Here is a 24,358-nt window from a genome sequence, read left to right as displayed (position 1 = left end):
AAAACCTGAGCCATAAGCACAAGTCTAATCTCAAGTACTAATCCGACTCAATGTTAGTCGGTTTAAGCTATTAATCAAGTCGATTTCAGTTGTAATAATAGCACCAGATTTAAACATAACCACTAACAACTTTTGAGGTAAACATCATGAAAAAAACTAACACATTAAGTTCTTTAGCCATCGCTGTTGCACTTGGAATGAGCACTACAGCCATCGCATCAGAAGCTCCAAATGCGCCTGCAAACGACACCAAAGCAGTCACTGTAAATAACTTTGTGGAAGCTGAAATGGATGCTCGCCTTTACCGCTTTTTTGATGAAGGTGGCCTGAATGTAGGCATGGTTTTCAATGAGGTGACCCCAACTGATCGTCAACCTGTACCAAGAATGAATCGCGACACCTTATATGCCGGTATTCAAGTTGATACCAGCAAAGGCTACACCATTACAATCCCAGAGCATGCCGATGACCGCTACGCTTCTGTATACATTTTAGATAATGAGCACAAAACGCTGCACATCCTAAAAGGATCTGGCACCACACATCACTTCGACAAACAAGAAGATACACGCTGGATTGCTGTGATCCCACGCGTTCAGGTCTTTGATGCAAAAGATGATGCTGATGTCGCTATTGCATCAAATATTCTAAACCAGATAAAAATTGAATCAGGCAACATGCAGCCTAAGCCGATGGTCAACTGGGACTGGGAGCAGATGATTGAGCTGCGATCGCAGTATGAGGTCGAGATGCGCGACAGCATTACTCAATATCCAAACGACTGGCAAGGTGCGCGCGGTGAAGTTGACCGATATAAAGGGCATAACATGGCAGTAGCGACATCTTGGGGGTTGTTCCCAAGCTCTGAAACCGTCTACATTGCTCAAGCACCAGAACTAGGTACTGACATCTGTTACAGCTCAACCTATCAAGAGCCTGAAAACACAGCGTTTTGGTCAATTACCGTTTACAACGACCAAGGCTATATGTTCTCAGATGACAATAACATCAACAGCCGTGTGGCGAAACAGAACCAAGATGGCTCAGTCACCATGCACTACGGTAGTGCTGAGGTTTGTGGCGATATCGACAACCGCTTGGACACCACTGAAGGGTGGAATATCTTAATGCGTGTATATGAGCCAGATCAAAGCGTTCGAGACGGCGAATACCTGCTACCGCCAATTATTGCCAAATAAGTGAGATCTAGCTAACTTGAGAACAAGCTAAGCGCTCTGCTTAGCTTGTTTGCTTGCGTTATATTTTCAATTCGCGCTCGGTTTCTGGTAATCTGGCCTAAGTAATAGTCAAGACAACCAGCGACTTCTTCCGCCTGTGTTTGGGAGCGAAATGGATAACTTAGATTTTAAAGCACTTAAGGTCTTACTCAACCTCTACAATACACGTAATACCTATGTGACTGCCGAACAACTGGATATATCCCAGTCAGCGGTGGCTCGGAATCTGGCTAAGTGCCGGCAATCATTTAACGAGCCATTGTTTATTCGCACTGGTAACCAACTCTCACCCACATCATTTACCGAAGCATTAGTAGAAAAACTGCCGAGTCTGCTCAATAGCATTGATGATATCGTCGCAACCAATAGCGAGTTTAATCCATCACAGCTAACCGGGCGCTATGTGATTTATCTGAATCATCAATCGCAACTTATCTATGGCAACAAAATATTTGAACTACTTAACCGCGATGCGCCAAAAGCGACTTGGTGCATCAAAGGCTGGGATCAAAGCTCTGTGGAGCAATTGTTAGATAATCGTGCAGCAATTGGCGTCAACTACTATAGTGCCACTTTACCCAACTCTATTTATCAAGAAAAAATTGTTGATGACGTATTTGCTATCTTTGCTCATAAAGATCACCCACTACATCAATTAGAACAAGTCACCCACAAGGCATTAGAGCAATATCACTTCGTTTCCATTGTCATCCCCAATATTGATGAAAAAAACATATACGTAGATTCAGTTCTTGAAGAAATGGGAGTAAAAGCAAGCGTGGGCTGTCAAACAGACAGTTTAAACCTTGGTATGCAAGTTGCTGAATCACAAAATATGCTACTACTGAGCACGATAGATATTGCTCTTTATCCATCAACTAACCTACGCCCGATCAAATTTAAAGTTAATTCAAAACGATTACCTGATTCGCATATAGTCTGCACCTATGCAAGAAAAAATCGCAATAAACCACTGACTAAATGGCTAAAGAAAATACTAGACGAAACAGCAACTCACTTTCCTCCTTTTGAGTTTTAACCACAGCTTTTAAGCTAACCCTTAGACTAGGCCACCTCTTAGACTAAGTCGCTCTACTCCTTTAGCCATTTATATCCGTTCTATACCCAGTCAAGTTCAAAATAGACTTGAACTAAGTCTTATGCAGCTATTTATCAAGTCAATATTAGCCTTCAAAATAGTCAGCAACTTATTACAACAAGATTAATTAGGTACTGATTATGAAAAACTCAACTGCATTAACTTCACTTAGCTTAGCCATTACTTTTGCCTTGAGTACTCACGCTATTGCCGAAGAAGTTGAACTGCAAGATATGTCCGATCCTCTCGCGGTTTACACCCAAGCAGGGCTTGGCTATACCGATAAGGGACTTAATTTAAAAGTGGGTCAAACCTACGACACAGGTTCTGATACAACGATGGGAATGAATGTATTAGAAGTGAAGGGCTTTGCCGGAGATGCCATTGGCTGGAAAAACCGAGAAGGAACAGACAGCATCGACTCGCTGCGCTTTCGTAACTACAGTGTTGACCTGACTAACGGCCGTGGCAGCCAGGTTGATGTCAACTTTGGTTTCACACCGACCCAAGGTACGCAAGGCAGTGCATCGTATAGCTTCATTCAAGCGCTTCCTAAGATGGGTCCCGTTAGCTTATACCCGTTGGCGGGTCTAGGTGTTGCATTTGGCGAGTCTTTTGATAGCAACAATACCGGTGCAGCGCAAGCACAAGACCGCTGGGATTTACACGGCACATTCTACGTTGCCGGATTATACGGAAAAGTCGAACTCAGTGATAAAATCTGGCTTAACTATAACCCAATGTACATGGGGACCATATCAGGGTCAGACACTTTTAAGCAGCATGGGCTGCAAGGCGAAGATAGCGTGTTGCTGCATGAAGCGGCACTCAGTTACCAACTGAATCCCCGTACTACGATACGATACTTCGCTAATTGGAATGAAAACCTTAGCTTTGAAAATGGTGATCATCGAATAGAAGTTAACTATCAGTTCTAAAGTTAAAAACGCCTCTTATCTTTTGAGGCGTTATACTTTTATGGGTATATGAAAACGTTAAAAATTAAACTTTTCAGGTACTCCATTTAAACGCAAAACACCCTCTAATTGATAAACTAACGATTCATAATTTATGTTTTGCGGTTAGCAGGTCAACCTCTTGGCTACTTATCTCCGACTTCTTAATCTGACGAAAAACTTTCTCAAAACAAGAGTGCACATTCCTCGCCGGATAGGCGTTAGGTTGCTGTGAAGGTACGACCTTCAAATAGCCTACCCAATATCAAAACCGCCCAATGAACCCACCAAAAAGATACTTCTGCCATGTTATCTGACAAGGTAATCCCCCAACCTTGGGAGAGATTTTAATCTCTGGCTCAGATACGTTTATTACAATTAGTGACATTATTGTATCTTTCAAAAGTTAAAAGAGGGACTTGTTATCATGACTACACCTAGCGCCAAGCCAGATCTAAAGACTGCTGCTACCTCGACTCGCCGTATGCCTTGGGTTGCAATCGGTGTTATCACTTCAATCGTGATAGTCGTAGCTATGCTGTTAACTGTGATGCCGAAAGGGTTTAAATCGACCCATGAGCAGATAGGTACGGGTAAACCTGCTTTAGTATTTGTCTATGATCCAAACCTTGCAGTAAGCGGTAGCCAGACTGAGCAGATGAATGAAGTGCGTGCCTCTATGAATAGTGGTGGTGAAGAGCAGATGTTCTTTCTTATTGCTCAAATTGGTACGCCAGATGGCGACAAGCTGATCGCTAAGCACAGAGCCAGACAGGCAGAACTGTTACTTTTTGACTCAGCCGGTAGCCTAATTAAAAGAGACTTTGCATTTAAAAGTGCCAGAGATATAGCCAAGTGGGTCCGCTAGAAGTAGTTAAAGAAAGAGGTTGTAGCAATTTGTTTTTTAAGATCTTGAAGGCGTAAATAGAAACTCGCTTGCTTGTAACATCATCTGGTGTGAACGGGGCTGTGACCTTCGGCAGCAAGGATGCTGCCGTAGAGGCTATAGGGACGACTCTTATGAAATCAACAGGCGGCGTGTAGCAGAACTTTATCAAAACAAGAGTGCACTACCCTCGCCGGGCAGGCGTTAGGTTACTGTGAAGGTGCGACCTTTAAATTACCTGCACAATATCAACCCTGTAAAATGAAACCCACCAAAAAGTATTTCAAACTTGTTATCTGACAAGTTCAGACTTATCTGGGTAATGAGATAAGCCTGAAAGTCAGATAAGCCAATTCAAATGTCTCAAACTAGTGTCTCAAATCGTTGAACACTCTCCACTGTCGACGGCCTGTCTCTAAAATAAAGCCGGCGGCTAATCCTGCGGCGGTATTGACTAGTAAACAGATTGCAGCGGTTGAGAGGATGACGAAGATACAGAAGGGGCGGCCATCGATAAAGCGTTTTGACCAGGCAAGCTGTAAGCCCGCTATGGCTAATAGACTGCCTAAGACTGCTAGTGGAATCAGTGACAATATGGTCGCAATGCCTTCTCCCCAGGTGAGGGCGATAAGCAGGCAAGTGCTGCCAAATATCGTTGGGGCCAGCCAAGTTCTGGCGCCGAAGTGATGCTGCACAGCAAGGCCGCCTGCACCGTGGCACATAGCGGTGGCACCGAAAGGGGCTAACACTAGGTTCATTAAACCTGAGCTGGTGGCAAGGCGTTTGGGAGTGAAGTTCTCTTTACCATTGACCATATCGGCAGGAAACTTATCCTTTGCCATTGCCGTGGTAGCGATAACCGCATTGGTGAGCGTTAGTGCTAGTTGCGGCAATACCAATAGTCCAGCTGCTGAAGTCCACTCATTAAAGCTAGGCCAGCTTAGCTGCCAGCTGGTGTCGACATTGAGATTAAAGCTAGGTGCCATACCACTGTTATATTGCCATATCATGCCCAATCCGAGCACTAAAGGCATAGCAAGGTAGCGTAGTGGCAGGAAGCGGCTGGCAAACAGCATGGCAAAGGCTGCAGCTCCGATAAACCAAGTCTCTCCCATCATCTGGCCACCCATCCAGATAAGTTGCAGTCCAATAGCAAGTTGGATACCAATACTGATCGCGGGAGAAAGCTGCTTTGCCATCCAAGTGATAGCCCCACTAAAAGCGAGCACTAATAATATAACGCCCATCATCATGCCGCTGGCTTGTAACATGCCGGGAGTTAAGCCTTGAGCGATCACTAAGGCGGCAATCACCTTCATAGGTTGAACTGGGATAGGGCGTCTGTAGTAAAAAGCGGTAAATAGCGCAAACAGCCCAAAACCCATAAATATCCCCTGAGGAGAAAAATGGTTAAGGGCAATAAGGCCTAGGACAAGTGGTAAAAATGTCCCAAGATCGGCGAAGGCTCCACTGAGTTCACCTGAGTATTGATCACATCTGTTAAGAAATGTGCTTTTGCATGTCATATAGCTTGCCGTGAGAAAAGAACATCTTATTCTTTACAATTATAGTGCCAATTTTCACTATCACATTTTAGGTACTTAGGGAGCAATTATGGTGGTTATAAACAGTAAGGTGGGACAAAGTGGCCATATAGTATGGTGACCTGTATCTAAATGGGCATTTATCAGGGAATACTAAATATGCTTAGCCTGACGGGTTAAGGTTCAATTTGTGCCGTTGCAGATAGGTGCATGGGATAAAAAGGTCAACCACCCTAAGGATGGTGAGTGGTTGACAAAAGTGCACCCTCTTGGGGGGGGGAGTGCGTACCTAGTTGAAGCTAGTCAGCATGACGAGCTCCCTGCTTATTTTTCATCGGATCGCCATCATAACCGAGCGTTTTCCAGTTCATGCGGGTGCCTTTGCTGTGGCAGTCGTTGCATTTAAGTGACTCCTCTTTGGGCGAGACCATGTGGTTGATGCGCCACCACATCTCAGTTGCTGCAAAGTCGTATTCACCGCTATATTCAAGCCCTTTTTCAACCATAGTTTCATTGGCCTGCATGCCCAGTTTTGCGGCGAGATCCCAATCAAATTCACTCCAGTAACCACCGATGCCGAATGTCTTAGCTGTGATGAAAACATTGAGTTTCTTGTCATATATCTGCTTACCAGTATGGACTTTGAAGGGGTAAATCTTGGCCTTGGAATCGTTAATATCACCGAGAGGATAGGTCAGCTTGGTGACTTGATTAGGCACCATCTTATCGCCCGCCATGTAGGCATCTGCGCGACCATTGAACCAGGCATAAGTCGGTTCAACCATTTTGCCCCACTCAAAACTGCCTTTTTTCTTTTGGAAGGTTTTCTTACCGTATTTGTCCTTGGTTTCAGGCCTATCTTCACCTGCTGTTGACCAGTCCCAACTCAGCTTTGTCGGTTCATTCTTAGCAAAGAATGGGATATGACAGGTCTGACAGGCAACCGTTGCCGTGTGAGTGTTGATGCGCTTGTTTTTATGGGGAGTGTTGTCGTGACAGTTTTCACACCCGATATGATCCAGACCACCCGGTGAGACTCCCATGGCATTACCCGTGATCTGATGCTGCTCGGTCGTATGACAGGCCTGGCATTGGAAGTCATTGCCGTCGGTGTCCATATGCACATCAGTGGCCTTGTCGGGGTAGGACATAGATGAGTCCAGGTCGCCATGCTTCACCGCATCGCCACCGCCACCGTAGAAGTGACAGCTACCACAGTTATCACGTACCGGAGTGCCAACATTTTGCGCGACTCGCTCCAGGTTGACTTTAGCCAGAGGCTCACCGGCGCCAACGGGATCTTTAATATAAGTCCCTGTGGTGTCGTGACAAACCAGACAATCGACCTTAGTCATATCGGTAAAGTCGAAGTTATTGTCTTTCCAGCCATAGCCGGCATGACAACTGGTACATCTGGGCTCGTTGCCTGAGATGGCGGTACAGAAGTTATTGATACTATTTTTCTTACCACGTTTCACCGTACGATCCGGAAGCTTTTGTTCCAGTTCCCAGGTCCAATGCGACGACTTCATAAAGTCTATGGCATGATCTTCATGACATTCGATGCATTGCTGGGTCACTTGAGTCCCTTCGGTGAAGGGGCCTTCAATATAATCTTTATGTTGATTGGCGGCATTCGCAGGGCTGCTGAGTAGAGATAAACCAGCTAGCGCGAGGGCAAAGGGGATCAGAGTGTGTTTCATATTATTTTTCTCCCCCCCCGGCCGAAGCCGGGGGCTTGAGCTGGACTAGAAGTTAACAGTCAAAGATGCATTGATATCAAAAGCGGTATCGACCACTGGCAGCATCGAATATGCATTGCCTGCGATAACGTCATCAATATCTTGTGGAGCACCGACGGGAGTGCCGCTACCTGTGTACTCGAAATCGTAATAGAGGCCAGCGAGCTTGATGAACATACGCGGGTTGATATCGAACATATAGTAGGCTTCACCTACGTGTCCGCGAGTGGCTAACTTACTGCCGATAGGGTCGTCTTGTGCTTGAGTAAATGGCGTCCAATATTTAGATCCATAGTTATATTCGAGACCGAACTTACCGTAAGGGGCTGGGATCTGAATGCCCGTATAGAAACCGTAACCATCTTTCGCACCACTGTCGTCTGCAGCGCTTGGCATCATAATTATTTCACTGCCATCGGCATTGAGCTGGGCTTCAAATACTGCGTCGCTAAGCATGCCACCGAACATTCCGGCATTACCGTTACCGTCGGCGCGCGTCCATCCGCCAGAGACAAACCATTTAACGTCGTTATCTTCTTCGCGAGCGAAGCCGATCCCGCCGAGGAACATGTCACCAATTACACCGCTGGGCTGTACCCGAGTTTCGAAGTTAAAGTTACTGAATTTCTGCATATCTTGATACATGGTTGGCGCAAAGATCCCCGCTAGTTGAGTCGGGAATGCCATGGTGCCTTTGAAGCCATCGTTAACATCTTTAGCGCCAAAGAGGGTAAATTGCAGAAAGTTCTTCCCGTCATTAATCGCATCTATGTTGAAGCCGCCAAGATGAGTATCTTTAGTGACAATATCACCGAACATCTCACCGTTGCCGTATTGAGACTCGAAGCCCTGACCATAACAAAAGCGAACAACTTGGCCTTCTACTCCAGTGATGTCACTTAAGTGATAACCCATGGTTGCGCCATCGAAGTTGAAGTTAACTAAGTGGCCCGAAGGTGTGCCGCCTCGCTTCTCATTTTCACGATACTGGGTCGGCGGGCCATAGGTTGAAGGGCGGCGTCCGATAGAGAGGTAAAGCGGTGAGCCATTGATATTTTTCCAATCGAAGTAGGCGCGCTCTACTCTTAACCAGTCACCGCTTGGGTTACCGCCGTTGGTGCCATCCATGGTGAATGAACGCCAGGAGTCAAATACCTGCACGCCGGTCGAATCTCCCCAGTTTTTGAACATGCTGAGGCGGCCAGCAAAACTGACGTTGTCCCATACCTTGGCTTTCAGGTTCAGTCTGAGCCTAGTGGTATAAAAGATATCGTTATCGATATCCTGCGTGGTCTTCTGGGCTAATAGATAGGGCATGATGCCCTGCAGTTGACCGTTTTGAAATGCTGCCGCTAGGTTAGGATCGGCTGCCATCATCTTACCCAGAGGTGAGGTCGGATCGTTTGGCATACCAAATGCGCCAGACATCGCCTTAGCGCCAAAATCGCTGAAATTCACCTTAATTGCAGGGTTCCAGGTGACATTTTGGTAGTGGAGGGAGTGTGCCTTGGTGCGGAAATCACCTGTGATTAGAATTCTGTCGAGTGCCGAGTGACGTTCGTTGTTATCGACGCGATCGTTGATATCGTCTAATTCACTGGTGATATCTTCTAGCTGTCTTTTTAGGTCGGCAATCTTTTGGTCATCGGTTTCACTCGCATATACCGATCCTGACAGTGCCAGTGCATTTGCAACGAGTAGTGATATTAAGGTTCTCATAACATCTCTCCTTAGGAGTGCTCGATCGTTTTTAGCTGCTTGCCGAGTCACTCATGAGCTAGGGCCCTTAACAAGGTTCAGGCCATAGCTTTATTGATGAAATCTGACTGACAATTAACAAATTTAGGCTGATGGGAGGCCTAGGGAGTCGTCCCCATATTTTTAAATTTGTCTCTAGTTAGTCGTTGATTAGCGTTTAATTGCTAACTCTATTAACCGCAGGTTTGTGGTTGGTCTGAGTCAGCTGCATGGTCATAAAGAAACTGCTGAATATCTTTGAGATCTTTATCAGAAAATGCGTTAAAGGCTTCTTGATCGCCTTTATGCTTCATGCGCTTAAAGAAGCGATCCCACTGACTCATGGTTTTGCTCATTGGGGTCATCTCTTTGCCTACAGCCCCTGGACTATGACAGGCTTTACACTCCTTTTTATACAGATGTTTTCCTTTCTTAGGGTTACCGCCATCTGCTGCGTACACCTGAGCACCAAATGAGAGTGTGAGTAGGATACATGCAGCTGCTTTTATTATCGGTTTCATCATCTTTTCCTCAGTCATCGGACTACGTGACTTTTCTTAGTGTTAGCAGAATTGTTCCGCCTTGTTACGTAACTTATCAAAAAGGGGTAGATGTTAATTTGATGTTGATCACCATTCATTATAAAAATCTAATTGATAAAAATATCATAAATAAAAATCTAATGGATTGGGTTGTTATGTTGTCCTTTGAATTTAAAGGGTTTCTGTTGGTTTGTTTTTGTGGGGTAATTTAGGGTTGAAATATCAGGATGTGAAAAATGAGATTCGCATCACTATTTTTTAAATTTAAATACTACTTAGGTAATAGCTGTGTGAAGAGGGGTTAAGACTTGAGATGAGGTAGTCCAAGGAGAGCGGGGGGATAACCTTTGTTATTATGACACTTCGCAGTCAACATAATTGCAGTGTCACTATGACACCGCGATGTCGAAATGACATTCGTTGAGGATGTCATAATGACACCTTTAAGTCTTGATGGATATGCAAAATCCTTTAAATATAACTAGTTATAACTTTGGCTTGGCTTGTGCAATAGACAGGGTAAGTTTAATAATTTAAATATATTTGAGGTTTTATCATGGCTATTAAGGTCAAAAACAATATTGAATGGGTTGGTCAACGTGATTGGGAAGTAAGGGACTTTCATGGTACTGAATATAAGACCGAAAGAGGGACTAGTTATAACAGTTACCTGATCCGAGAGGAAAAAACGGTACTGATTGATACTGTCGATCACAAGTTCAGTCATGAATTCGTGCAGAACTTAGAGCTGGAGATCGATCTAAAACAGATCGATTACATTGTCATTAATCACGCCGAAGAAGATCACGCTGGCGCCCTGACAGCCTTGTTAGCAAAAATTCCGGGCACACCTATTTATTGTACCGAAAATGCCATTGACTCTATTACTGGCCACCATCATCACCCTGAGTGGAACTTCAATATCGTTAAAACTGGCGATAGTTTGGAGTTAGGTAACGGCAAGCAATTGATCTTCATTGAGACCCCAATGTTACATTGGCCCGACAGTATGATGACCTATATGACCGAGGATGCCGTGTTGTTCAGTAACGACGCCTTTGGTCAGCATTACTGTGACGAGCGCCTATTTAACGATGAGGTCGATCAGACTGAATTGATGGATCAATGTCTACGCTATTACGCCAATATTCTTACCCCGTTTAGTCCCTTAGTGACGGCGAAGATCCAAGAGGTACTTAGCTTCAACTTGCCCGTCGATATGATTGCCACCGCTCATGGCGTAGTGTGGCGTGAAGATGCGACGCAGATTATTCATAAGTATCTGGAGTGGGCCGATCAGTATCAGGAAGACAGGATCACTATCTTCTATGATTCTATGTCTAACAATACTCGCATGATGGCGGATGCCATAGCGCAAGGGATCTATGATGTCGATCCCGGTGTAGCGGTGAAAATTTTTAACGTCTCACGTCACGATAAGAACGAGATCTTGACCAGCTTATTTAGATCTAAGGGAGTACTTGTTGGCTCATCGACCATGAACAATGTGATGATGCCTAAGGTCGCCGGGATGCTGGAGGAGATCACAGGTCTGCGCTTTAAGGACAAGAAGGCCGGGGCTTTTGGTAGCTTTGGTTGGAACGGTGGGGCTGTTGACCGTATTCACGCTCGTCTGACCGATGCAGGTTTTGAAACTGTGTTTGGATTAAAGGCTAAATGGAAGCCCGATGGCAAGGCCCTGTTGGCGTGTCGTGAGCATGGTAAGGAGGTGGCGCGCCAATGGGCTTTACATCCTCTGCAAGCACTCGATACCAAAGCAAATACACCAGCGGTCAACGATCCTGTTATGCCTATGAGTCAGTCAGCAGAGCTAGCGCATCAAGAAGAGGTGACTGTCGACAACGCCACAGATTTTGCTGGGCAGAGTCAAGTATGTACAGTGTGCCAGTGGGTCTACGATCCGGCATTGGGTGAACCTAATCAAGATGTCTCCCCTGGCACTGAATGGCAAGATGTGCCGGAGCATTTTCTTTGCCCTGACTGTAGCTTAGGTAAGGCAGTTTTTGAACCCCTTGCTAAAGAGGTGGCAGCATGAGTCTGCCCATCGTCATTATAGGCAGTGGTTTTGCCGCTTATCAGTTGGTGAAGACGCTACGCAGGCAAAATACAGAGCAGGCGATCACTGTGATCACCGCCAGCGGTGGTGATGATTATGCAAAACCCGATCTGAGCCATGTGTTTACTAAAGCGCAGTCGGCTAACGATCTGATTAAGATGAGTGCCGATGATTTTGCCAAGACCTATGGCATCACTTTGATACGTCATAGCCGTGTAGAGCGTATCGATGCGATACAAAAAACGTTGCGCTGTAATGGTGAGTCGATTGCTTATCGGCAACTGATCTTGGCAACAGGTGCCAAGTCGCTAGTGCCTCCTTTTAAGGGGGACGCGGTGGGGCGAATAATAACGCTCAACGGCTTGGAGGATTATGCGGCCTCCCAAGGTGAGCTTGAAAAGGCGCAATCTGTGCTGGTAATAGGTGCAGGCTTAATTGGCACTGAGATCGCAATGGATTTGGCCAGCGCGGGTAAACAAGTGATATTGACTGACAGATCTGAGGCGCTATTGCCGAGTCTGCTTCCTGATTTTGTTTCTGCGCAGCTCTATCAGTCTCTAGGCAATCAAGGGGTGACGATGGCGCTCAACACGCAAGTTGAGTCGATGCGACAAGATGAAGAAGCGATCGCCATCAGACTGGAAAGCGGTCAAGAGTATCGAGTGGACGCTGTGGTGTGCGCGGTTGGATTGCGGCCGAATATCGGTTTAGCCGCAGAGGCAGGCTTGAAAACCAATCGCGGTATCGTGGTGGATCGTCAATTGCGCACTTCGAATCCATATATTTTTGCGTTAGGGGATTGCGCCGAAATTGAAGGCAATGTGCTAGCTTATTTACAGCCAATTCTGTTGAGTGCCAATGCGTTAGCAAAAACCTTGCTGGGTCAGGACAGTGATGTGGCTTTGCCATCTATGATGGTTAAGATAAAGACCCCGCGTCTCCCCATGCAGTTAAGTGGTCGCACTGCTAGCGCCGATGCTAGCTGGCAAGTGAGTGCAAGTAGGGATGGAATGACGGCCAGAGCCTTAGATGATGAGCAGCAACTGATTGGTTTTGTGGTTACCGGCAGTCACATGAAGCAAGGGTTCTCCTTGTTACGTGAGCTTCCGCCAACTCTTTAATTAACAAACGCGTAAGCATAACCCCAGTATCATTGATGAGACTGGGGTTATCGATATTTACACAGTTTTTACTATGGCTGTTGACGTGTTGGCGCTAAAACGATTTCACGAACACAGACACTTTGTGGCTGCTCAAAAGCAAACAGTGCAGCATCTGCAACTGCTGTTGGCTCGATAACCCCACCCATAGATTCTTTCCAGTCTTGGTAGCCAGCTTTAATCTCTTCGCTAGTCGTGTGACTCAGTAAGGCAGTTTCAACCGCACCTGGCGCTATGGTGATCATACGAACATCGTCCATAGCCACTTCTTCACGGATATTTTCAGTCAGCGCGTGAACGGCAAACTTAGTGGCGCAGTAAGCGGCATGATTTGGGAATGTTTTACGGCCTGCAATTGAGCTGACGTTAATGATAGTACCGGTTTTACGTGCCTTCATATCCGCTAGCACCGCATGAATACCATTGAGTACGCCCATAACGTTAATGTTTAACATCTGGCTCCACTCTGCAGGGTCTTGCACATCTGCTGCACCAAGTAACATCACACCAGCATTGTTGATTAATCCGCCCACTTTGCCGTATTTAGCTTCTGCGGTTGCGATAGCCGCCTTCATTGCTGCTGCATCAGTCACATCGACACTGATGCATAAACTGTTTTCTAGCGCTAATGCCTGCATAGGCTCAACACGACGAGCGAGTAGAAGTAGAGGATGACCTTTCGCACTGAATGCTTGTGCCATTGCTGCGCCAATACCTGAAGATGCACCTGTAATTACGATTAGTTCTTTCATCTGTTTAAGCCTTTTATCTGTTTAGTCAAAGGGAGTGGCTATCTAATCATGCCAATCAGTATTAGCTGCTCCATTAAGTTGTATGCATTATAGGGCTGACGTTATTGTTGATATATGCCTTAAAAAGAACATGATTGTTTCCATATGGTGACAAGTGGAAGTATGCTTTCAGTTGAGAGTGTTATTTATCAAGACTGTTTATCAAAATAGTGATTATCTAGACTGTGGTTATTGAGATAGTGGTTATCAAGACAGTGACTATCGAGACAGTGATTGCCTATAAAGAGGAGAAGTATGAGTAAGCGTGAGATAAACCTAGCTGACATCAAGGCATTTACTGTTATTGCCGAGCAGGGAAGTTTTACTAAGGCAGCTGAGGTGCTCGATTGCTCTCGCTCCCACCTTTCAAAGCAACTCACCCAGTTAGAGGCTTGTCTTGGAGTCACACTTATCACCAGAACGACGCGTGCTCAGCGGATGACAGAGCAAGGCGAAGCGTTCTTTAATCGTTGTCGCGGTGCGTTTGATGATATTGAGCAGGCTATTGAGATCGCGGTCGATAACGCTCAAAGGCTGCAGGGAAGTATTAAGGTTAACTGTGTTGGTGGCTATCTCGGTGAAGAGGTCGTCGCACGCTTAGTGAATGAATTTATCGCTAAGTATCCTGGTATCTCGGTTGAGCTGGATTTCAGCAGTCAAAGGGTCGATCTCTTGGTGGATCAATTTGATCTGGTATTTAGGATGGGGGAGTTAGAAGATTCCGGCTTAGTGGCACGTAAGTTAATGGATATCACCAATATGACCCTTGCCTCACCTAAATATGTAGATGCCCGAGGTTTACCTGGCGATCCTAAAGCACTCAAGGCGCACCAATGTATTACTGGCTCAGTCAATAACTGGTCGTTTTTTCATATTGCTAACAGGGCTCAAAAGCTTGATGTGCATATTAATGGTGCCTTTCGTTGCCGTAATGGCAGGGCGATGAAGCAAAGTGCCTTAATGGGTAATGGGATTGTGAGGTTGCCTGAATTGTATTGTAGCGATGAGCTTGCCCGTGGCGAGTTAGTCTCTGTATTTGATGATTGGCAGGTCGCCGATACGCCTTTATACCTGCTTTATCATAAGGACAGGTATCAGCCAGCCCTATTAAAGGAGTTTGTGGGTTTTACCATTGATCACTTTAAGGAATACCTTGCCTAAATAGGTGTTAGATCCCGCTTTGATCTTAGCTTGAATATAGGCAGATCTAAGTTGGATCATAGTCAGATCTGACGAGAGTTCTTAATTAAAAATGCTCTGCTTTAGTCTTGGCTAAAGTAGGTTTTTGCATGATAGAAATAGAGTGAATCTTGTTATTTATTATGTGGTTAGTTTTTATTCATATTGGATGTAAAAAGCGGCACAAAAAAAGATCAAAATAAATTGCCGGAAGTGTTGGTTTTTTGAGCGTTTGTCGTACACAATCCTAAATGTTGGACTATCTTTAAATTCGACTGTTTTTTTACCTCTTCTGCTTATTTTGAACGATATTATTGAGTGCGCTAAGCTGAATTTTATTGAGTAGGAAGGGGATTGATGAACATCAGATAATAAAAATAAAGATAAGGGCTGAATGGATGAAAATGCTCAAGTTGGCACTTTATAGTGCACTCTTACTTTCTGGCTTACTCTCTCCTGCGATAGCTATCGCAGGGCAGCACTACTATGAGGCGCGAAGCGATGCCATGGGCGGCGCAGGCGTAGCCTCGTCAAACCGAGATGGCGCTGTTTTTATTAATCCTGCGCTGTTGGCACTACAAGCTCCTAAATTTAATGATTTCGCCACGCTATTACCTGCCTTTGGATTTGATGGGGCTAATAGCGAACAAGTGCTTGATAAATTTGGTGCATTACAATCTTCCTATAAAGGGCTAGATACGCCCATTGGTACAGTTGATGCCGCAAAGGTATCGCTATATCGTGATGAGTCACTGCAAAATAAGCATGCCTACGCCAGTGCAGGCCTTGGTTTTTCTGTTGTACTGCCTACTCATAAAATGCCGATGGCGGTATTTTATAAGAGTTATATCGATACCTTAGGCGTTGCCGCGATTGCACACTCAGATATCGACAGCTTAAATACATTAGCTTCCAATAATCCCCCCATGCTTACAGAGCTAGACGCTCAAGGACTAGGTTCTCAAGGATTAGGCTCACAAGGAACAGTCGTTACGGCCAGTGTTTCAGATCTAGGGGTGGCGTTAAGCTTTCCGCTATCAATAGTGAATATGCCTATTGCTATTGGGGTATCACCTAAACTGCAAAGAATAGATACCTACAGCAATGTGGCTAGCGTTAGTCACTTTGAGTCGAATGATTTTGATGACGCCCAATATCGCAATGATGGGACGGCATTTAATGTCGACTTAGGTGTGGCGATGGAGCCTGTTGATGGATTAACCGTTGGCCTATCGGGGCGTAATCTGATCAGTCAGGAAGTTGAAACGATAGAGGCACAAGGCAGACGGTTTACCTTCCAAGTTGAGCCCATGTATGCCGCTGGAGTGGCTTATGATTGGGAAAGCTTAACTTTGACCTCTGATATTGATCTTAATGCCCAAAAACGTTTTGAAGAGGTGGGAGATACCCAATATTGGCACTTAGGTGGCGAGATGCAAGCGACCGATTGGTTAGCGCTTCGCTTAGGTTACCGCCATGATATAAAAGATAATACTGCTAACATCTATTCACTCGGTACTGGCTTTGAGTTTGGTCGAGTCTTTTATCTCGACTTTACCGGCATGGTAGGCAGCAATGAAGCGATAGGTGGCGTGCTGCAAACTTCATATCATTTTTAGTTTACAGAAGTTTCGAGAGCGCTTCGCTTCGAGTCCGTTCGTAAACTCACTTCGATGACGCCAACAAGGTGAATATGGTGAAGCCATGAGCTTATGAACGAGAGACATGGATGACTAACTGGTTTAGTCAATGGATTTACACTGGCTGCGAGCTAAAAGCCCATCGCTTTTGATTTTTCTTGAGCTAGCAGTCGCGTAGCGACGTACTCGAAGGTGTTTCCCAGCCGTTCTCGAAGGGCGAAGCCCGAACTCGTAGCTGCTTTTCTCCCTTTACCCTAACTCCATTATCGACTTCACAGTTAACACCAAAGCGCTGATTGAGCAAAGAATCAGTGTTGCGCTGCGAGTTCTGTTTTTATCGACTCGGCCAACAAGTTTACCTGCAACTAGGTAACCTAATATCACAGAGGGGAGTAGGAACAGAGATAACCACAGGTGCTTAATCGTGAGTAAGCCTGTGATTGCTAGAATAACGAGGGCGATCATCGAGCTGAAGATGAAGAATGCTGATAGCGCCGCTCTAAACTGACTAGCATCTCTGCCCGAGAGTAAAATCGCCATAGGTGGCCCGCCTATGGCGGCGATATTGCCAAAAATACCCGACACTACACCCGCTGAAAATAAACTGGTTCGGTTAACCACAATATTGAACTTAAGTAAGCTTAGAATGACGGCCGCTGCAACTATGCCGGCAATTGCCAGACCTAAGATCGGTTGGGGGGCAAATATCAATAAGGCCGCACCGAGAAAACCACCCGGTATTCGCCCGAGTAGGGCATATTGCAAACCGTTAAATTCAAGGGCACCACGTTCACGAAATAGCGTTAGCAGTGAGATAGAAAAACCCATGATGATAACTGGTGCTGGCACAAGTTCAGGGTCAACGATGTAGAGTAGTGGCGATGCCACAACCGCTAAACCAAAACCGATAAGGCTTTGAGTCATTGCACCAAAGAAGATGATCAAGGAAGCGAGGGCGAGTGTGGTTGGATCTATCATAGCAAGCACGGCATTTACTCTTAACTATTTTCAGATATACCGATTGCGATTAAAACAACCGAGTTTTGATGGCGAACATGGACGACGAACTGAGTGTAACGCTTATTGGCGTTTAAGTATTGAGATAAGGTAAAGGCGTAGAAACAACTAAGGATCGCAAAGCGATCCTTAGAAATTGACTGGGAGTGGAGTAAGTGTGAGGTTACTCGACATCTTCCCATTCAATGCCCATCTCATCCATCAAGCGTTTCACTTCTGCTGGAATCGTATCAGGCTTATCTTTAGAAAGATCTTCATCATTCGGTAGGGGCTGACCCGTATACGCATGTAAAAATGCTTCACAAAGTAGTTCGCTGTTGGTAGCGTGGCGCAGGTTGTTTACCTGACGACGAGTACGCTCATCGGTAAGCACCTTGAGTACCTTAAGAGGAATGGATACGGTGATCTTCTTTACTTGTTCATTTTTTTTGCCGTGTTCAGCATATGGGCTGATGTAATCGCCATTCCACTCAGTCATTGACTCACCTGTAATTTCAAAATTCGGGGCAGATTTTAACCCTTTAAATTGTGTAGTCAAATTATTGCCTCTTATTTATGACAAATGCAAATAGATTTCTATATGTTTGGACGTCTAAACGTCTATAATTAGTTGACGCTAGCGCTCCCCTTAGGTACATTTAGACGTCCAGACATCTCTTTGTACCTTTTGATGTCGAAAAATATAACAATTGAAGTTCAGTATTATTTCTAGGAGTTGTAGATGAGTGAACGTAAACTAGCCACAATTGCAGTGCGCCAAGGGATTGAGTCCGATACCCAACATGGTGCCGTGGTGCCTCCCATCTATCTATCTACTAATTACTCCTTTGACGGGCATAAGAACCCAAGAGATTTTGATTACAGTCGTTCAGGTAACCCAACGCGATCAATTCTTGGGGATGCCATTGCAGGCCTTGAGAAAGGCGCGACTGGCGTTGTGACCTGTACCGGTATGGCTGCGATAACCTTAGTAACGAGTTTACTGGGCCCTGATGATCTATTGATCGTTCCTCATGATTGTTATGGTGGCAGCTACCGTCTATTTACCAACTTAGCGAAGAAGGGCGCATTTAAGCTTGCTGTCGTGGATCAAACTGACGGCGCGGCACTTGAAGCCGCTATTGCCCAAAAGCCTAAGATGGTTTGGCTAGAAACCCCCTCTAATCCGCTGCTACGTGTTGTTGATATCGAAGAGATAGCTAAAGCAAGTAAAGCCGTTGGCGCCCTTGTGGTAGTTGATAATACTTTCTTGTCTCCTATTTTACAGCAGCCGCTTTTGCTAGGCGCTGATATCGTTATTCACTCAACAACTAAGTACATTAACGGTCACAGTGATGTGGTTGGCGGCGCAGTGGTTGCGAAAGATGCCGAGCTGGGTGAGTTATTGCATTGGTGGTCAAATACTTTGGGGCTGACAGGCTCTGCATTTGATAGCTACCTAACTCTACGTGGTATTCGCACCCTTGCAGTACGAATTCGTGAACATCAAGCGAATGCTCAGCGAGTGCTTGAGGTGTTAACATCAAGTGCGGCGGTGGATAAAATTTACTATCCAGGGCTTGCTGATCACCCAGGTCATGAGATCGCAGCGAAACAGCAGAAAGGCTTTGGTGCTATGCTGAGTTTCGAGCTAAAAGGTGGTGAAGATGAGCTGGTAGCTTTTCTTGACAAATTAACTGTATTTTCAGTGGCAGAAAGTTTAGGTGGGGTAGAGAGTTTAGTCGCAGTTCCTGCGACAATGACCCACAGAGCTATGGAGCCAGAGGCTCGAGCAGAAGCTGGGGTAAAAGAGACCCTAATCCGTCTTTCTGTCGGTATTGAAGATGCTGACGATTTAGTTGCCGATATTGAAGCTGGACTTGCCGCAGCAGCCGCTGCAAGTTGTTAATCTCGGTAGAGTAGGAGTTAAAGATGGCGCGTGGTCATTTGCATAAATTTGGTGGTTCTAGCTTAGCGGATGCTGATTGCTACCGCCGTGTTGCTCATATTCTTCTTACTCATGGCAATAGCGACGATCTGGTCGTTGTATCTGCCGCGGGTAAGAGCACCAATTTTCTTTATAAGTTATTAGAACTCAAAGACAGCAAGCAGCTGTGGCAAGAGGAGCTACAAGTATTAATTAGCTTCCAACAGAATTTGATTGAGCAGCTGCTCTCCAATGAGCAAGCAAGAAGTTTAAGAGAGCGCTTATCTATCGATAAGTATCAGTTGATCAGTCTTTTCTCTCTCGATGAGCTAAATGAATACAAGCGCAGTGAAGTGGTGAGCTTTGGTGAGCGCTGGTCGGCGCGATTACTCGCTGCCTTGCTAAGAGAGTCTGGGGTTGCTGCATCGGATATCGATGCCAGAAGCTTGCTGATTGCCGATGAAGGCGCAGTGCCACAAATTAGACTCGATGAGTCTAGCGCTCGCGTTCAAAAAGCCGTTGAGACACACCCTAATGAGCGTTTGATCATCACAGGTTTTATCTGTGCTAACAGACAAGGTGAAACCTTGCTGCTAGGGCGTAATGGCTCTGATTACAGTGCAACCTTGATTGCCAGCCTAGCTAATATTGAGCGAGTGACAATTTGGACGGATGTTGAAGGGGTATTTAACGCCGATCCAAATAAAATTAATGATGCTAAGTTATTAAAAAGCTTGTCTTTAGATGAGGCTAACCGTTTAGCTCACTTAGGCTCTCCAGTACTGCACAATCGTTCACTACAGCCACTATTTGATACTGAAGTCAGCCTAGCGGTGCGCTCAAGTTACGCCTCCCATACCGATTTTACCTTGATTGCGCCTAAAAGCTCTCAAGCTAGTGCACCTGTGGTCACCAACCTGTCATCTGTGTCTCTGTTTAACTTCAGAATCGCCAGTGACGTTGCTCAATTAGCGGCTCTGCTGGAAGAGGCTGGGCTTATCCCGTTAGCTCACTGGAAGTTAGCACATAACCGGGTTGAGCTTGCTTTTACCCATGAGAATCAAAAGCAGGTTCAAGCTATTTTAGACACTGAAGAGCTGGCGATCTCAGATCTATCACTGCGTGAAGATCTTGGGCTTGTGGCACTTGTCAGTGCTGATGCTGGTTTATATCGTCGTGGCTTTGCCCGTCTGCTAAGCCGAGATGCAAGACCGCTATTTAAAGATGGCTTAAGTTTAGTCACCTTAGTGCCAGGCTCTCAGGTTAACTTGTTAACGCAGAAGGTACATCGCCGCTGCGCTGGTCCTCGTAAGCGTATTGGCGTGCTACTGCTTGGTGTTGGCAATATTGGCGAGGCTTGGGTCGATCTCTTTAACCGTGCTAGAGGCACGCTTAATAAAGAGCTAGAGGCGAGTGTTGAACTGGTGGGGCTACTGAGCTCGAAAAAGGCGTTACTCAAGGAGGAGGGGATTGAACTCGACTCTTGGAAAGAGGCGTTTGAGCAGCAAGCTACGCCTTGGTTATACGATCACATGTTTGAGCAGTTACAAGCGCTTGAATGTGATGAAATTATTGCCTTAGATATCAGTGCTAGTGCCGATCTTACCTTGCAATATCCTGAGTTTTTCTCTCGAGGTATTCATGTTGTCAGTGCTAACAAGCTCGCAGGTTCAGGTCCGCTAGCATTCTATCGTGAGCTGAAACAGCAGCTGGGTAATCGCCGACTATTTTGGCGTTACAATGCGAGCTGTGGTGCAGGACTTCCGGTGCAACATGCACTGAATGATCTACACAATAGCGGCGATAGCATTGAAGCGGTTGGTGGCATATTTTCTGGCACCCTCTGCTGGTTATTTGAAAACTATGATGCCAAAAAGCCGTTTTCTGAGTTAGTCATGGAAGCTAAAGGTTTAGGTATTACCGAGCCTGATCCGCGCGACGATCTTTCTGGTCGTGATATGCAGCGAAAACTACTCATTCTTGCCCGTGAAATAGGTCATGAAATTGAGCTGGAAGATATTGAGCTCAACTCGTTAGTCCCCACTGAATTAGCCGATATTCCATTAGCACAGTTTATTGAGCGAATTAGTGAACTTGACGGCGAAATGTTACAGCAGTTCCAAGCTGCCGCTGAGCAAGACAAGGTACTTAGATATGTCGCAGGGCTAGACCTTGTTGATGGCCAACTCAAAGCGGCTGTCGGCATTGAATGGGTTGACACTGAGCATGCTTACGCTAACTTAACCCCAGGTGATAATGTGTTTGTTATACGTAGCGCATTTTACCAAGACAACCCGCTAATTATCAGAGGCCCAGGTGCAGGGCGTGAAGTCACTGCAGCTGCGGTGCAATCTGATCTTGCCCAGATCTGTCGGGATCTGGTGCAGGAATAAAGCAGGACGCTGCGCTTCGAGTCTGTTCGCAGGGTGAATATGGTGAAGCCATGAGCTCATGAACAAGAGTCATGGATGACGAACTGGCTTAGTAAATGGATTTACATTCACTTCGAGGGCGCAGCGCTTCGAGTCCGTTCGTAAACTCACTTCGCTTTTGACTGTTCTTGAGCTAGTAGTCGCTCACTGCTAGCTGACCTATCTTTTTCTCGCAGTCGCGTAGCGACGTACTCGAAGGTGCTTCACAGCCGCTCTCGAAGGGCGAAGCCCGCACTCGGAGGCGTTTGGCGAAGCCCGAACTCGCAGTGACGAAGTCACAGTCTCGTTGCCCCCTGTTATATCTTATTTGAATTTACTCATCTTTTTACTATTGACTTCAACCTCAGCTTCTTTAATATAGCCATTTAGACGTCCAAACGTCTAGATGGATTTGTGCTAGATATCTTCAAGAGTGGGTTTTATTACCGCTAGTGCGAGCGTTTAGCTAATTTTTAGAGTGTCGTAGAGGGATAAGAAATGGGTTTTCATCATGCACAACATGCAACATCACTAAACCAGAGCTTAGCTGAGCTTAATGGTGATATTAACGTTTCTTTTGAGTTTTTCCCCCCTGCGTCACCTGAGATGGAAAAGATCCTCTGGAATTCGGTGAGACGACTAGAGCCACTTAACCCTAAATTTGTCTCTGTGACTTACGGTGCTAACTCTGGTGTTCGTGATCGTACCCATGGGGTGATTGAGCGTATTCAAAAAGAGACAGACTTGGTTGCAGCGCCTCACTTAACCTTAGTCGATGCCAGTGATGAAGAGCTAAAAGAGCTGGCTAAGCATTACTGGAGCTCAGGTATTCGTGACATAGTGGCTTTGCGCGGCGATCTACCCGATGGCAGCCCAAAGCCAACGCGCTTTGCAAATGACCTTGTTCGTCTGCTTCGCTCTGTTGCTGATTTTGATATCTCAGTCGCTGCTTATCCTGAGGTTCACCCTGATGCAAGAAATGCTCAGGCAGATCTTATTAACCTTAAAAAGAAGATTGATGCAGGTGCTAACCGCGCCATTACTCAGTTCTTTTTCGATGTAGAGTCTTACTTAAGATTCCGTGATCGCTGCGTTGCTGCAGGCATCGATGTTGAAATTATTCCTGGTATCTTACCAGTCACTAACTTCAAGCAACTTAAGCGCTTCGCTGGCATGACCAATGTGTCTATTCCAGCTTGGTTACATAAGCAGTTTGAAGGTTTAGATGACGATCCAACGACGCGTCAGATGGTCGGTGCTAACGTGGCTATCGATATGGTTAAAGTGCTGTCTCGAGAAGGGGTGAAGGATTTCCACTTCTACACGCTTAACCGTGCTGAACTCACTTATGCAATCTGCCATACATTAGGCGTGCGTCCTAACGTCTAGTTTTAGCTCTTGTTATAGCTCTAGCAAGAGTGCGTTAAACACTACTTTCATAAAACGCTAATGCCCCGTCTTTTGATGGGGCATTTTTGTTTCGATATTCTCTTAATTCTTTATCGATATAGGCTTAACACTTAGCAGTGGGTGAACTGTATTCGCTGTTTAGTCATTTTAGCTATGCTAGTGTGTTCAATTGACGTTAGCATTAATGCTAGATATTTAAGGAAGAATGTCATGAAAACCTTTGTGTTATCGCTTTTAGCTGTCTCAATATCGGCTTGTAGTGGAGTCAAATTTCAAACGAATATGAGTCCAGATATCAATGAGCATATTCAAAGTGCAGCCAGTGCTGACAAAGTTATTGAGTACAGCGCTGAAGAGATTCAACGTTATAGGGCTGACTCTCTTGGGCTATTAGTCTCCTCCTTTTGCCAGTCAGATCTTAACTCACCTAAACCTTCTAGGTATTCACTCAAGCAAGATCTAAAATATCAGACTCAGAAAGCGGGTGGGAATGGGTTTGTGGTTATGGAGTGCATTGATAACCCCTATCCTGGCTGCAATGCCTTTCTTGAGTGCCGAGCACTCGCCTATAGTGTGAGTTATGATGGCTAGAGGGAGAGGTCAGTGATTAACAAGAGAAGTTATACAGCGTCTTGTCATTGCGGTAGCGTCGAGCTGTCGCTTCAGCTCGGCGATGAGTTAGTCGATCCGCGCAGATGCGATTGCTCCATGTGTCGACGTCGCGGTGCAATCGTTGCGTCTGTTGCTTTAGCCGATCTTGAGGTGGTGAAGGGAAGCGAGCTGTTAACGCTTTATCAGTTTAATACCATGAGCGCTAAACATTACTTCTGCTCAAAGTGTGGTATTTATACCCATCATCAGAGGCGTTCTAACCCTCATCTGTATACTTTTAATCTGGCTTGCCTAGTGGGAGACAATCCATTCTCATTGCATCAGCTACTACGAGAGGGCGTTACACTAAAAGATGGGGTTAACCACCCAAGCGACACTTAACTATGTATCGGTAATTAACTAAGGTGTTGA

20 protein-coding genes are annotated in these 24,358 nt (G+C 45.6%); 13 read left to right on the top strand and 7 right to left on the bottom strand.

All coding sequences use genetic code 11. The features are described 5' to 3' along the window. The first annotated feature begins 146 nt into the window (after window positions 1-146). From BM736_RS17165 to BM736_RS17150, 4 genes are all read left to right on the top strand, one after another. Window positions 147-1,199 (top strand): DUF1214 domain-containing protein, encoded by a 1,053-nt coding sequence (locus BM736_RS17165; RefSeq protein ID WP_076414400.1) that lies wholly within the window; start codon window positions 147-149, stop codon window positions 1,197-1,199. Window positions 1,200-1,350: 151 nt separating this feature from the next. Further along, window positions 1,351-2,277 carry a LysR family transcriptional regulator gene (locus BM736_RS17160; RefSeq protein ID WP_076414398.1) on the top strand — a complete coding sequence of 309 codons (927 nt, stop codon included), beginning with the start codon at window positions 1,351-1,353 and terminating at the stop codon, window positions 2,275-2,277. Between the two features lie 200 nt (window positions 2,278-2,477). Next, window positions 2,478-3,275 carry a hypothetical protein gene (locus tag BM736_RS17155; RefSeq protein ID WP_076414396.1) on the top strand — a complete coding sequence of 266 codons (798 nt, stop codon included), beginning with the start codon at window positions 2,478-2,480 and terminating at the stop codon, window positions 3,273-3,275. A 445-nt stretch (window positions 3,276-3,720) separates the two neighbouring features. Then, window positions 3,721-4,161: a hypothetical protein gene (locus tag BM736_RS17150; RefSeq protein ID WP_076414394.1), complete on the top strand. Its 441-nt coding sequence runs from the start codon at window positions 3,721-3,723 to the stop codon at window positions 4,159-4,161. 386 nt (window positions 4,162-4,547) lie between these two features. Here BM736_RS17150 and BM736_RS17145 read toward each other — a convergent pair whose 3' ends face one another. The 4 genes from BM736_RS17145 to BM736_RS17130 form a co-directional block, all read right to left on the bottom strand. Beyond that, window positions 4,548-5,705 carry a putative sulfate/molybdate transporter gene (locus BM736_RS17145; RefSeq protein ID WP_076414392.1) on the bottom strand — a complete coding sequence of 386 codons (1,158 nt, stop codon included), beginning with the start codon at window positions 5,703-5,705 and terminating at the stop codon, window positions 4,548-4,550. A gap of 317 nt (window positions 5,706-6,022) precedes the next feature. Then, entirely contained in the window at window positions 6,023-7,426 is a 1,404-nt protein-coding gene (locus BM736_RS17140; protein ID WP_076414390.1) for a tetrathionate reductase family octaheme c-type cytochrome, read from the bottom strand. Window positions 7,427-7,471: 45 nt separating this feature from the next. Further along, a complete protein-coding gene (locus BM736_RS17135; RefSeq protein WP_076414388.1) occupies window positions 7,472-9,184 on the bottom strand; it encodes a DUF3373 domain-containing protein in 1,713 nt (570 codons plus the stop codon). 212 nt (window positions 9,185-9,396) lie between these two features. After that, window positions 9,397-9,726, bottom strand: coding sequence for a c-type cytochrome (locus BM736_RS17130; RefSeq protein ID WP_076414464.1), 330 nt, complete (start codon window positions 9,724-9,726; stop codon window positions 9,397-9,399). A 574-nt stretch (window positions 9,727-10,300) separates the two neighbouring features. Here BM736_RS17130 and norV point away from each other — a divergent pair. Together norV and norW are read left to right on the top strand one after the other, a co-directional pair. Then, window positions 10,301-11,800, top strand: a complete 1,500-nt coding sequence (norV, locus tag BM736_RS17125; protein ID WP_076414386.1) for an anaerobic nitric oxide reductase flavorubredoxin — start codon at window positions 10,301-10,303, stop codon at window positions 11,798-11,800. Then, window positions 11,797-12,942, top strand: a complete 1,146-nt coding sequence (gene norW / locus BM736_RS17120) for an NADH:flavorubredoxin reductase NorW (protein ID WP_076414384.1) — start codon at window positions 11,797-11,799, stop codon at window positions 12,940-12,942. Before norV ends, norW begins: the two co-directional genes overlap by 4 nt. 71 nt (window positions 12,943-13,013) lie before the next feature. On the opposite strand, the gene BM736_RS17115 is transcribed toward norW, so the two are convergent. Further along, window positions 13,014-13,733 (bottom strand): SDR family oxidoreductase, encoded by a 720-nt coding sequence (locus BM736_RS17115; protein WP_076414382.1) that lies wholly within the window; start codon window positions 13,731-13,733, stop codon window positions 13,014-13,016. A gap of 294 nt (window positions 13,734-14,027) precedes the next feature. Between BM736_RS17115 and BM736_RS17110 the strand changes: the two genes are divergently transcribed. Further along, window positions 14,028-14,933: a LysR family transcriptional regulator gene (locus tag BM736_RS17110; RefSeq protein ID WP_076414380.1), complete on the top strand. Its 906-nt coding sequence runs from the start codon at window positions 14,028-14,030 to the stop codon at window positions 14,931-14,933. Between the two features lie 416 nt (window positions 14,934-15,349). Continuing rightward, a complete protein-coding gene (traF, locus tag BM736_RS17105) occupies window positions 15,350-16,570 on the top strand; it encodes a conjugal transfer protein TraF (protein ID WP_076414379.1) in 1,221 nt (406 codons plus the stop codon). 270 nt (window positions 16,571-16,840) lie between these two features. On the opposite strand, the gene BM736_RS17100 is transcribed toward traF, so the two are convergent. Then, on the bottom strand, window positions 16,841-17,578 hold the full coding sequence (locus BM736_RS17100) for a sulfite exporter TauE/SafE family protein (protein WP_076414377.1): 738 nt from the start codon (window positions 17,576-17,578) through the stop codon (window positions 16,841-16,843). A 193-nt stretch (window positions 17,579-17,771) separates the two neighbouring features. Beyond that, a complete protein-coding gene (metJ, locus tag BM736_RS17095; RefSeq protein WP_076414462.1) occupies window positions 17,772-18,086 on the bottom strand; it encodes a met regulon transcriptional regulator MetJ in 315 nt (104 codons plus the stop codon). Between the two features lie 243 nt (window positions 18,087-18,329). Between metJ and metB the strand changes: the two genes are divergently transcribed. From metB to BM736_RS17070, 5 genes are all read left to right on the top strand, one after another. Further along, window positions 18,330-19,496 carry a cystathionine gamma-synthase gene (gene metB, locus BM736_RS17090; RefSeq protein WP_076414375.1) on the top strand — a complete coding sequence of 389 codons (1,167 nt, stop codon included), beginning with the start codon at window positions 18,330-18,332 and terminating at the stop codon, window positions 19,494-19,496. Between the two features lie 23 nt (window positions 19,497-19,519). Further along, window positions 19,520-21,907: a bifunctional aspartate kinase/homoserine dehydrogenase II gene (locus BM736_RS17085; RefSeq protein ID WP_076414373.1), complete on the top strand. Its 2,388-nt coding sequence runs from the start codon at window positions 19,520-19,522 to the stop codon at window positions 21,905-21,907. A gap of 516 nt (window positions 21,908-22,423) precedes the next feature. Then, window positions 22,424-23,314 (top strand): methylenetetrahydrofolate reductase, encoded by an 891-nt coding sequence (gene metF, locus BM736_RS17080; RefSeq protein ID WP_076414371.1) that lies wholly within the window; start codon window positions 22,424-22,426, stop codon window positions 23,312-23,314. A 231-nt stretch (window positions 23,315-23,545) separates the two neighbouring features. Further along, window positions 23,546-23,926 carry a hypothetical protein gene (locus tag BM736_RS17075; RefSeq protein WP_076414369.1) on the top strand — a complete coding sequence of 127 codons (381 nt, stop codon included), beginning with the start codon at window positions 23,546-23,548 and terminating at the stop codon, window positions 23,924-23,926. Between the two features lie 12 nt (window positions 23,927-23,938). Further along, window positions 23,939-24,328, top strand: coding sequence for a GFA family protein (locus BM736_RS17070; RefSeq protein ID WP_076414367.1), 390 nt, complete (start codon window positions 23,939-23,941; stop codon window positions 24,326-24,328). The last annotated feature ends 30 nt before the right edge of the window (window positions 24,329-24,358 follow it).

This window comes from Shewanella sp. UCD-KL12, from assembly GCF_001957125.1.
GTDB lineage: Bacteria > Pseudomonadota > Gammaproteobacteria > Enterobacterales > Shewanellaceae > Shewanella.
This window is presented reverse-complemented; position numbering and strand designations above follow the sequence as displayed.

Bases quoted from the DNA above. Each gene is read 5' to 3' on its own strand.
- BM736_RS17165 (WP_076414400.1), top strand. From the start codon at position 147: ATGAAAAAAACTAACACATTAAGTTCTTTAGCCATCGCTGTTGCACTT.
- BM736_RS17160 (WP_076414398.1), top strand. From the start codon at position 1,351: ATGGATAACTTAGATTTTAAAGCACTTAAGGTCTTACTCAACCTCTAC.
- BM736_RS17155 (WP_076414396.1), top strand. From the start codon at position 2,478: ATGAAAAACTCAACTGCATTAACTTCACTTAGCTTAGCCATTACTTTT.
- BM736_RS17150 (WP_076414394.1), top strand. From the start codon at position 3,721: ATGACTACACCTAGCGCCAAGCCAGATCTAAAGACTGCTGCTACCTCG.
- BM736_RS17145 (WP_076414392.1), bottom strand. From the start codon at position 5,705: ATGACATGCAAAAGCACATTTCTTAACAGATGTGATCAATACTCAGGT.
- BM736_RS17140 (WP_076414390.1), bottom strand. From the start codon at position 7,426: ATGAAACACACTCTGATCCCCTTTGCCCTCGCGCTAGCTGGTTTATCT.
- BM736_RS17135 (WP_076414388.1), bottom strand. From the start codon at position 9,184: ATGAGAACCTTAATATCACTACTCGTTGCAAATGCACTGGCACTGTCA.
- BM736_RS17130 (WP_076414464.1), bottom strand. From the start codon at position 9,726: ATGATGAAACCGATAATAAAAGCAGCTGCATGTATCCTACTCACACTC.
- norV (WP_076414386.1), top strand. From the start codon at position 10,301: ATGGCTATTAAGGTCAAAAACAATATTGAATGGGTTGGTCAACGTGAT.
- norW (WP_076414384.1), top strand. From the start codon at position 11,797: ATGAGTCTGCCCATCGTCATTATAGGCAGTGGTTTTGCCGCTTATCAG.
- BM736_RS17115 (WP_076414382.1), bottom strand. From the start codon at position 13,733: ATGAAAGAACTAATCGTAATTACAGGTGCATCTTCAGGTATTGGCGCA.
- BM736_RS17110 (WP_076414380.1), top strand. From the start codon at position 14,028: ATGAGTAAGCGTGAGATAAACCTAGCTGACATCAAGGCATTTACTGTT.
- traF (WP_076414379.1), top strand. From the start codon at position 15,350: ATGAAAATGCTCAAGTTGGCACTTTATAGTGCACTCTTACTTTCTGGC.
- metJ (WP_076414462.1), bottom strand. From the start codon at position 18,086: ATGACTGAGTGGAATGGCGATTACATCAGCCCATATGCTGAACACGGC.
- metB (WP_076414375.1), top strand. From the start codon at position 18,330: ATGAGTGAACGTAAACTAGCCACAATTGCAGTGCGCCAAGGGATTGAG.
- BM736_RS17085 (WP_076414373.1), top strand. From the start codon at position 19,520: ATGGCGCGTGGTCATTTGCATAAATTTGGTGGTTCTAGCTTAGCGGAT.
- metF (WP_076414371.1), top strand. From the start codon at position 22,424: ATGGGTTTTCATCATGCACAACATGCAACATCACTAAACCAGAGCTTA.
- BM736_RS17075 (WP_076414369.1), top strand. From the start codon at position 23,546: ATGAAAACCTTTGTGTTATCGCTTTTAGCTGTCTCAATATCGGCTTGT.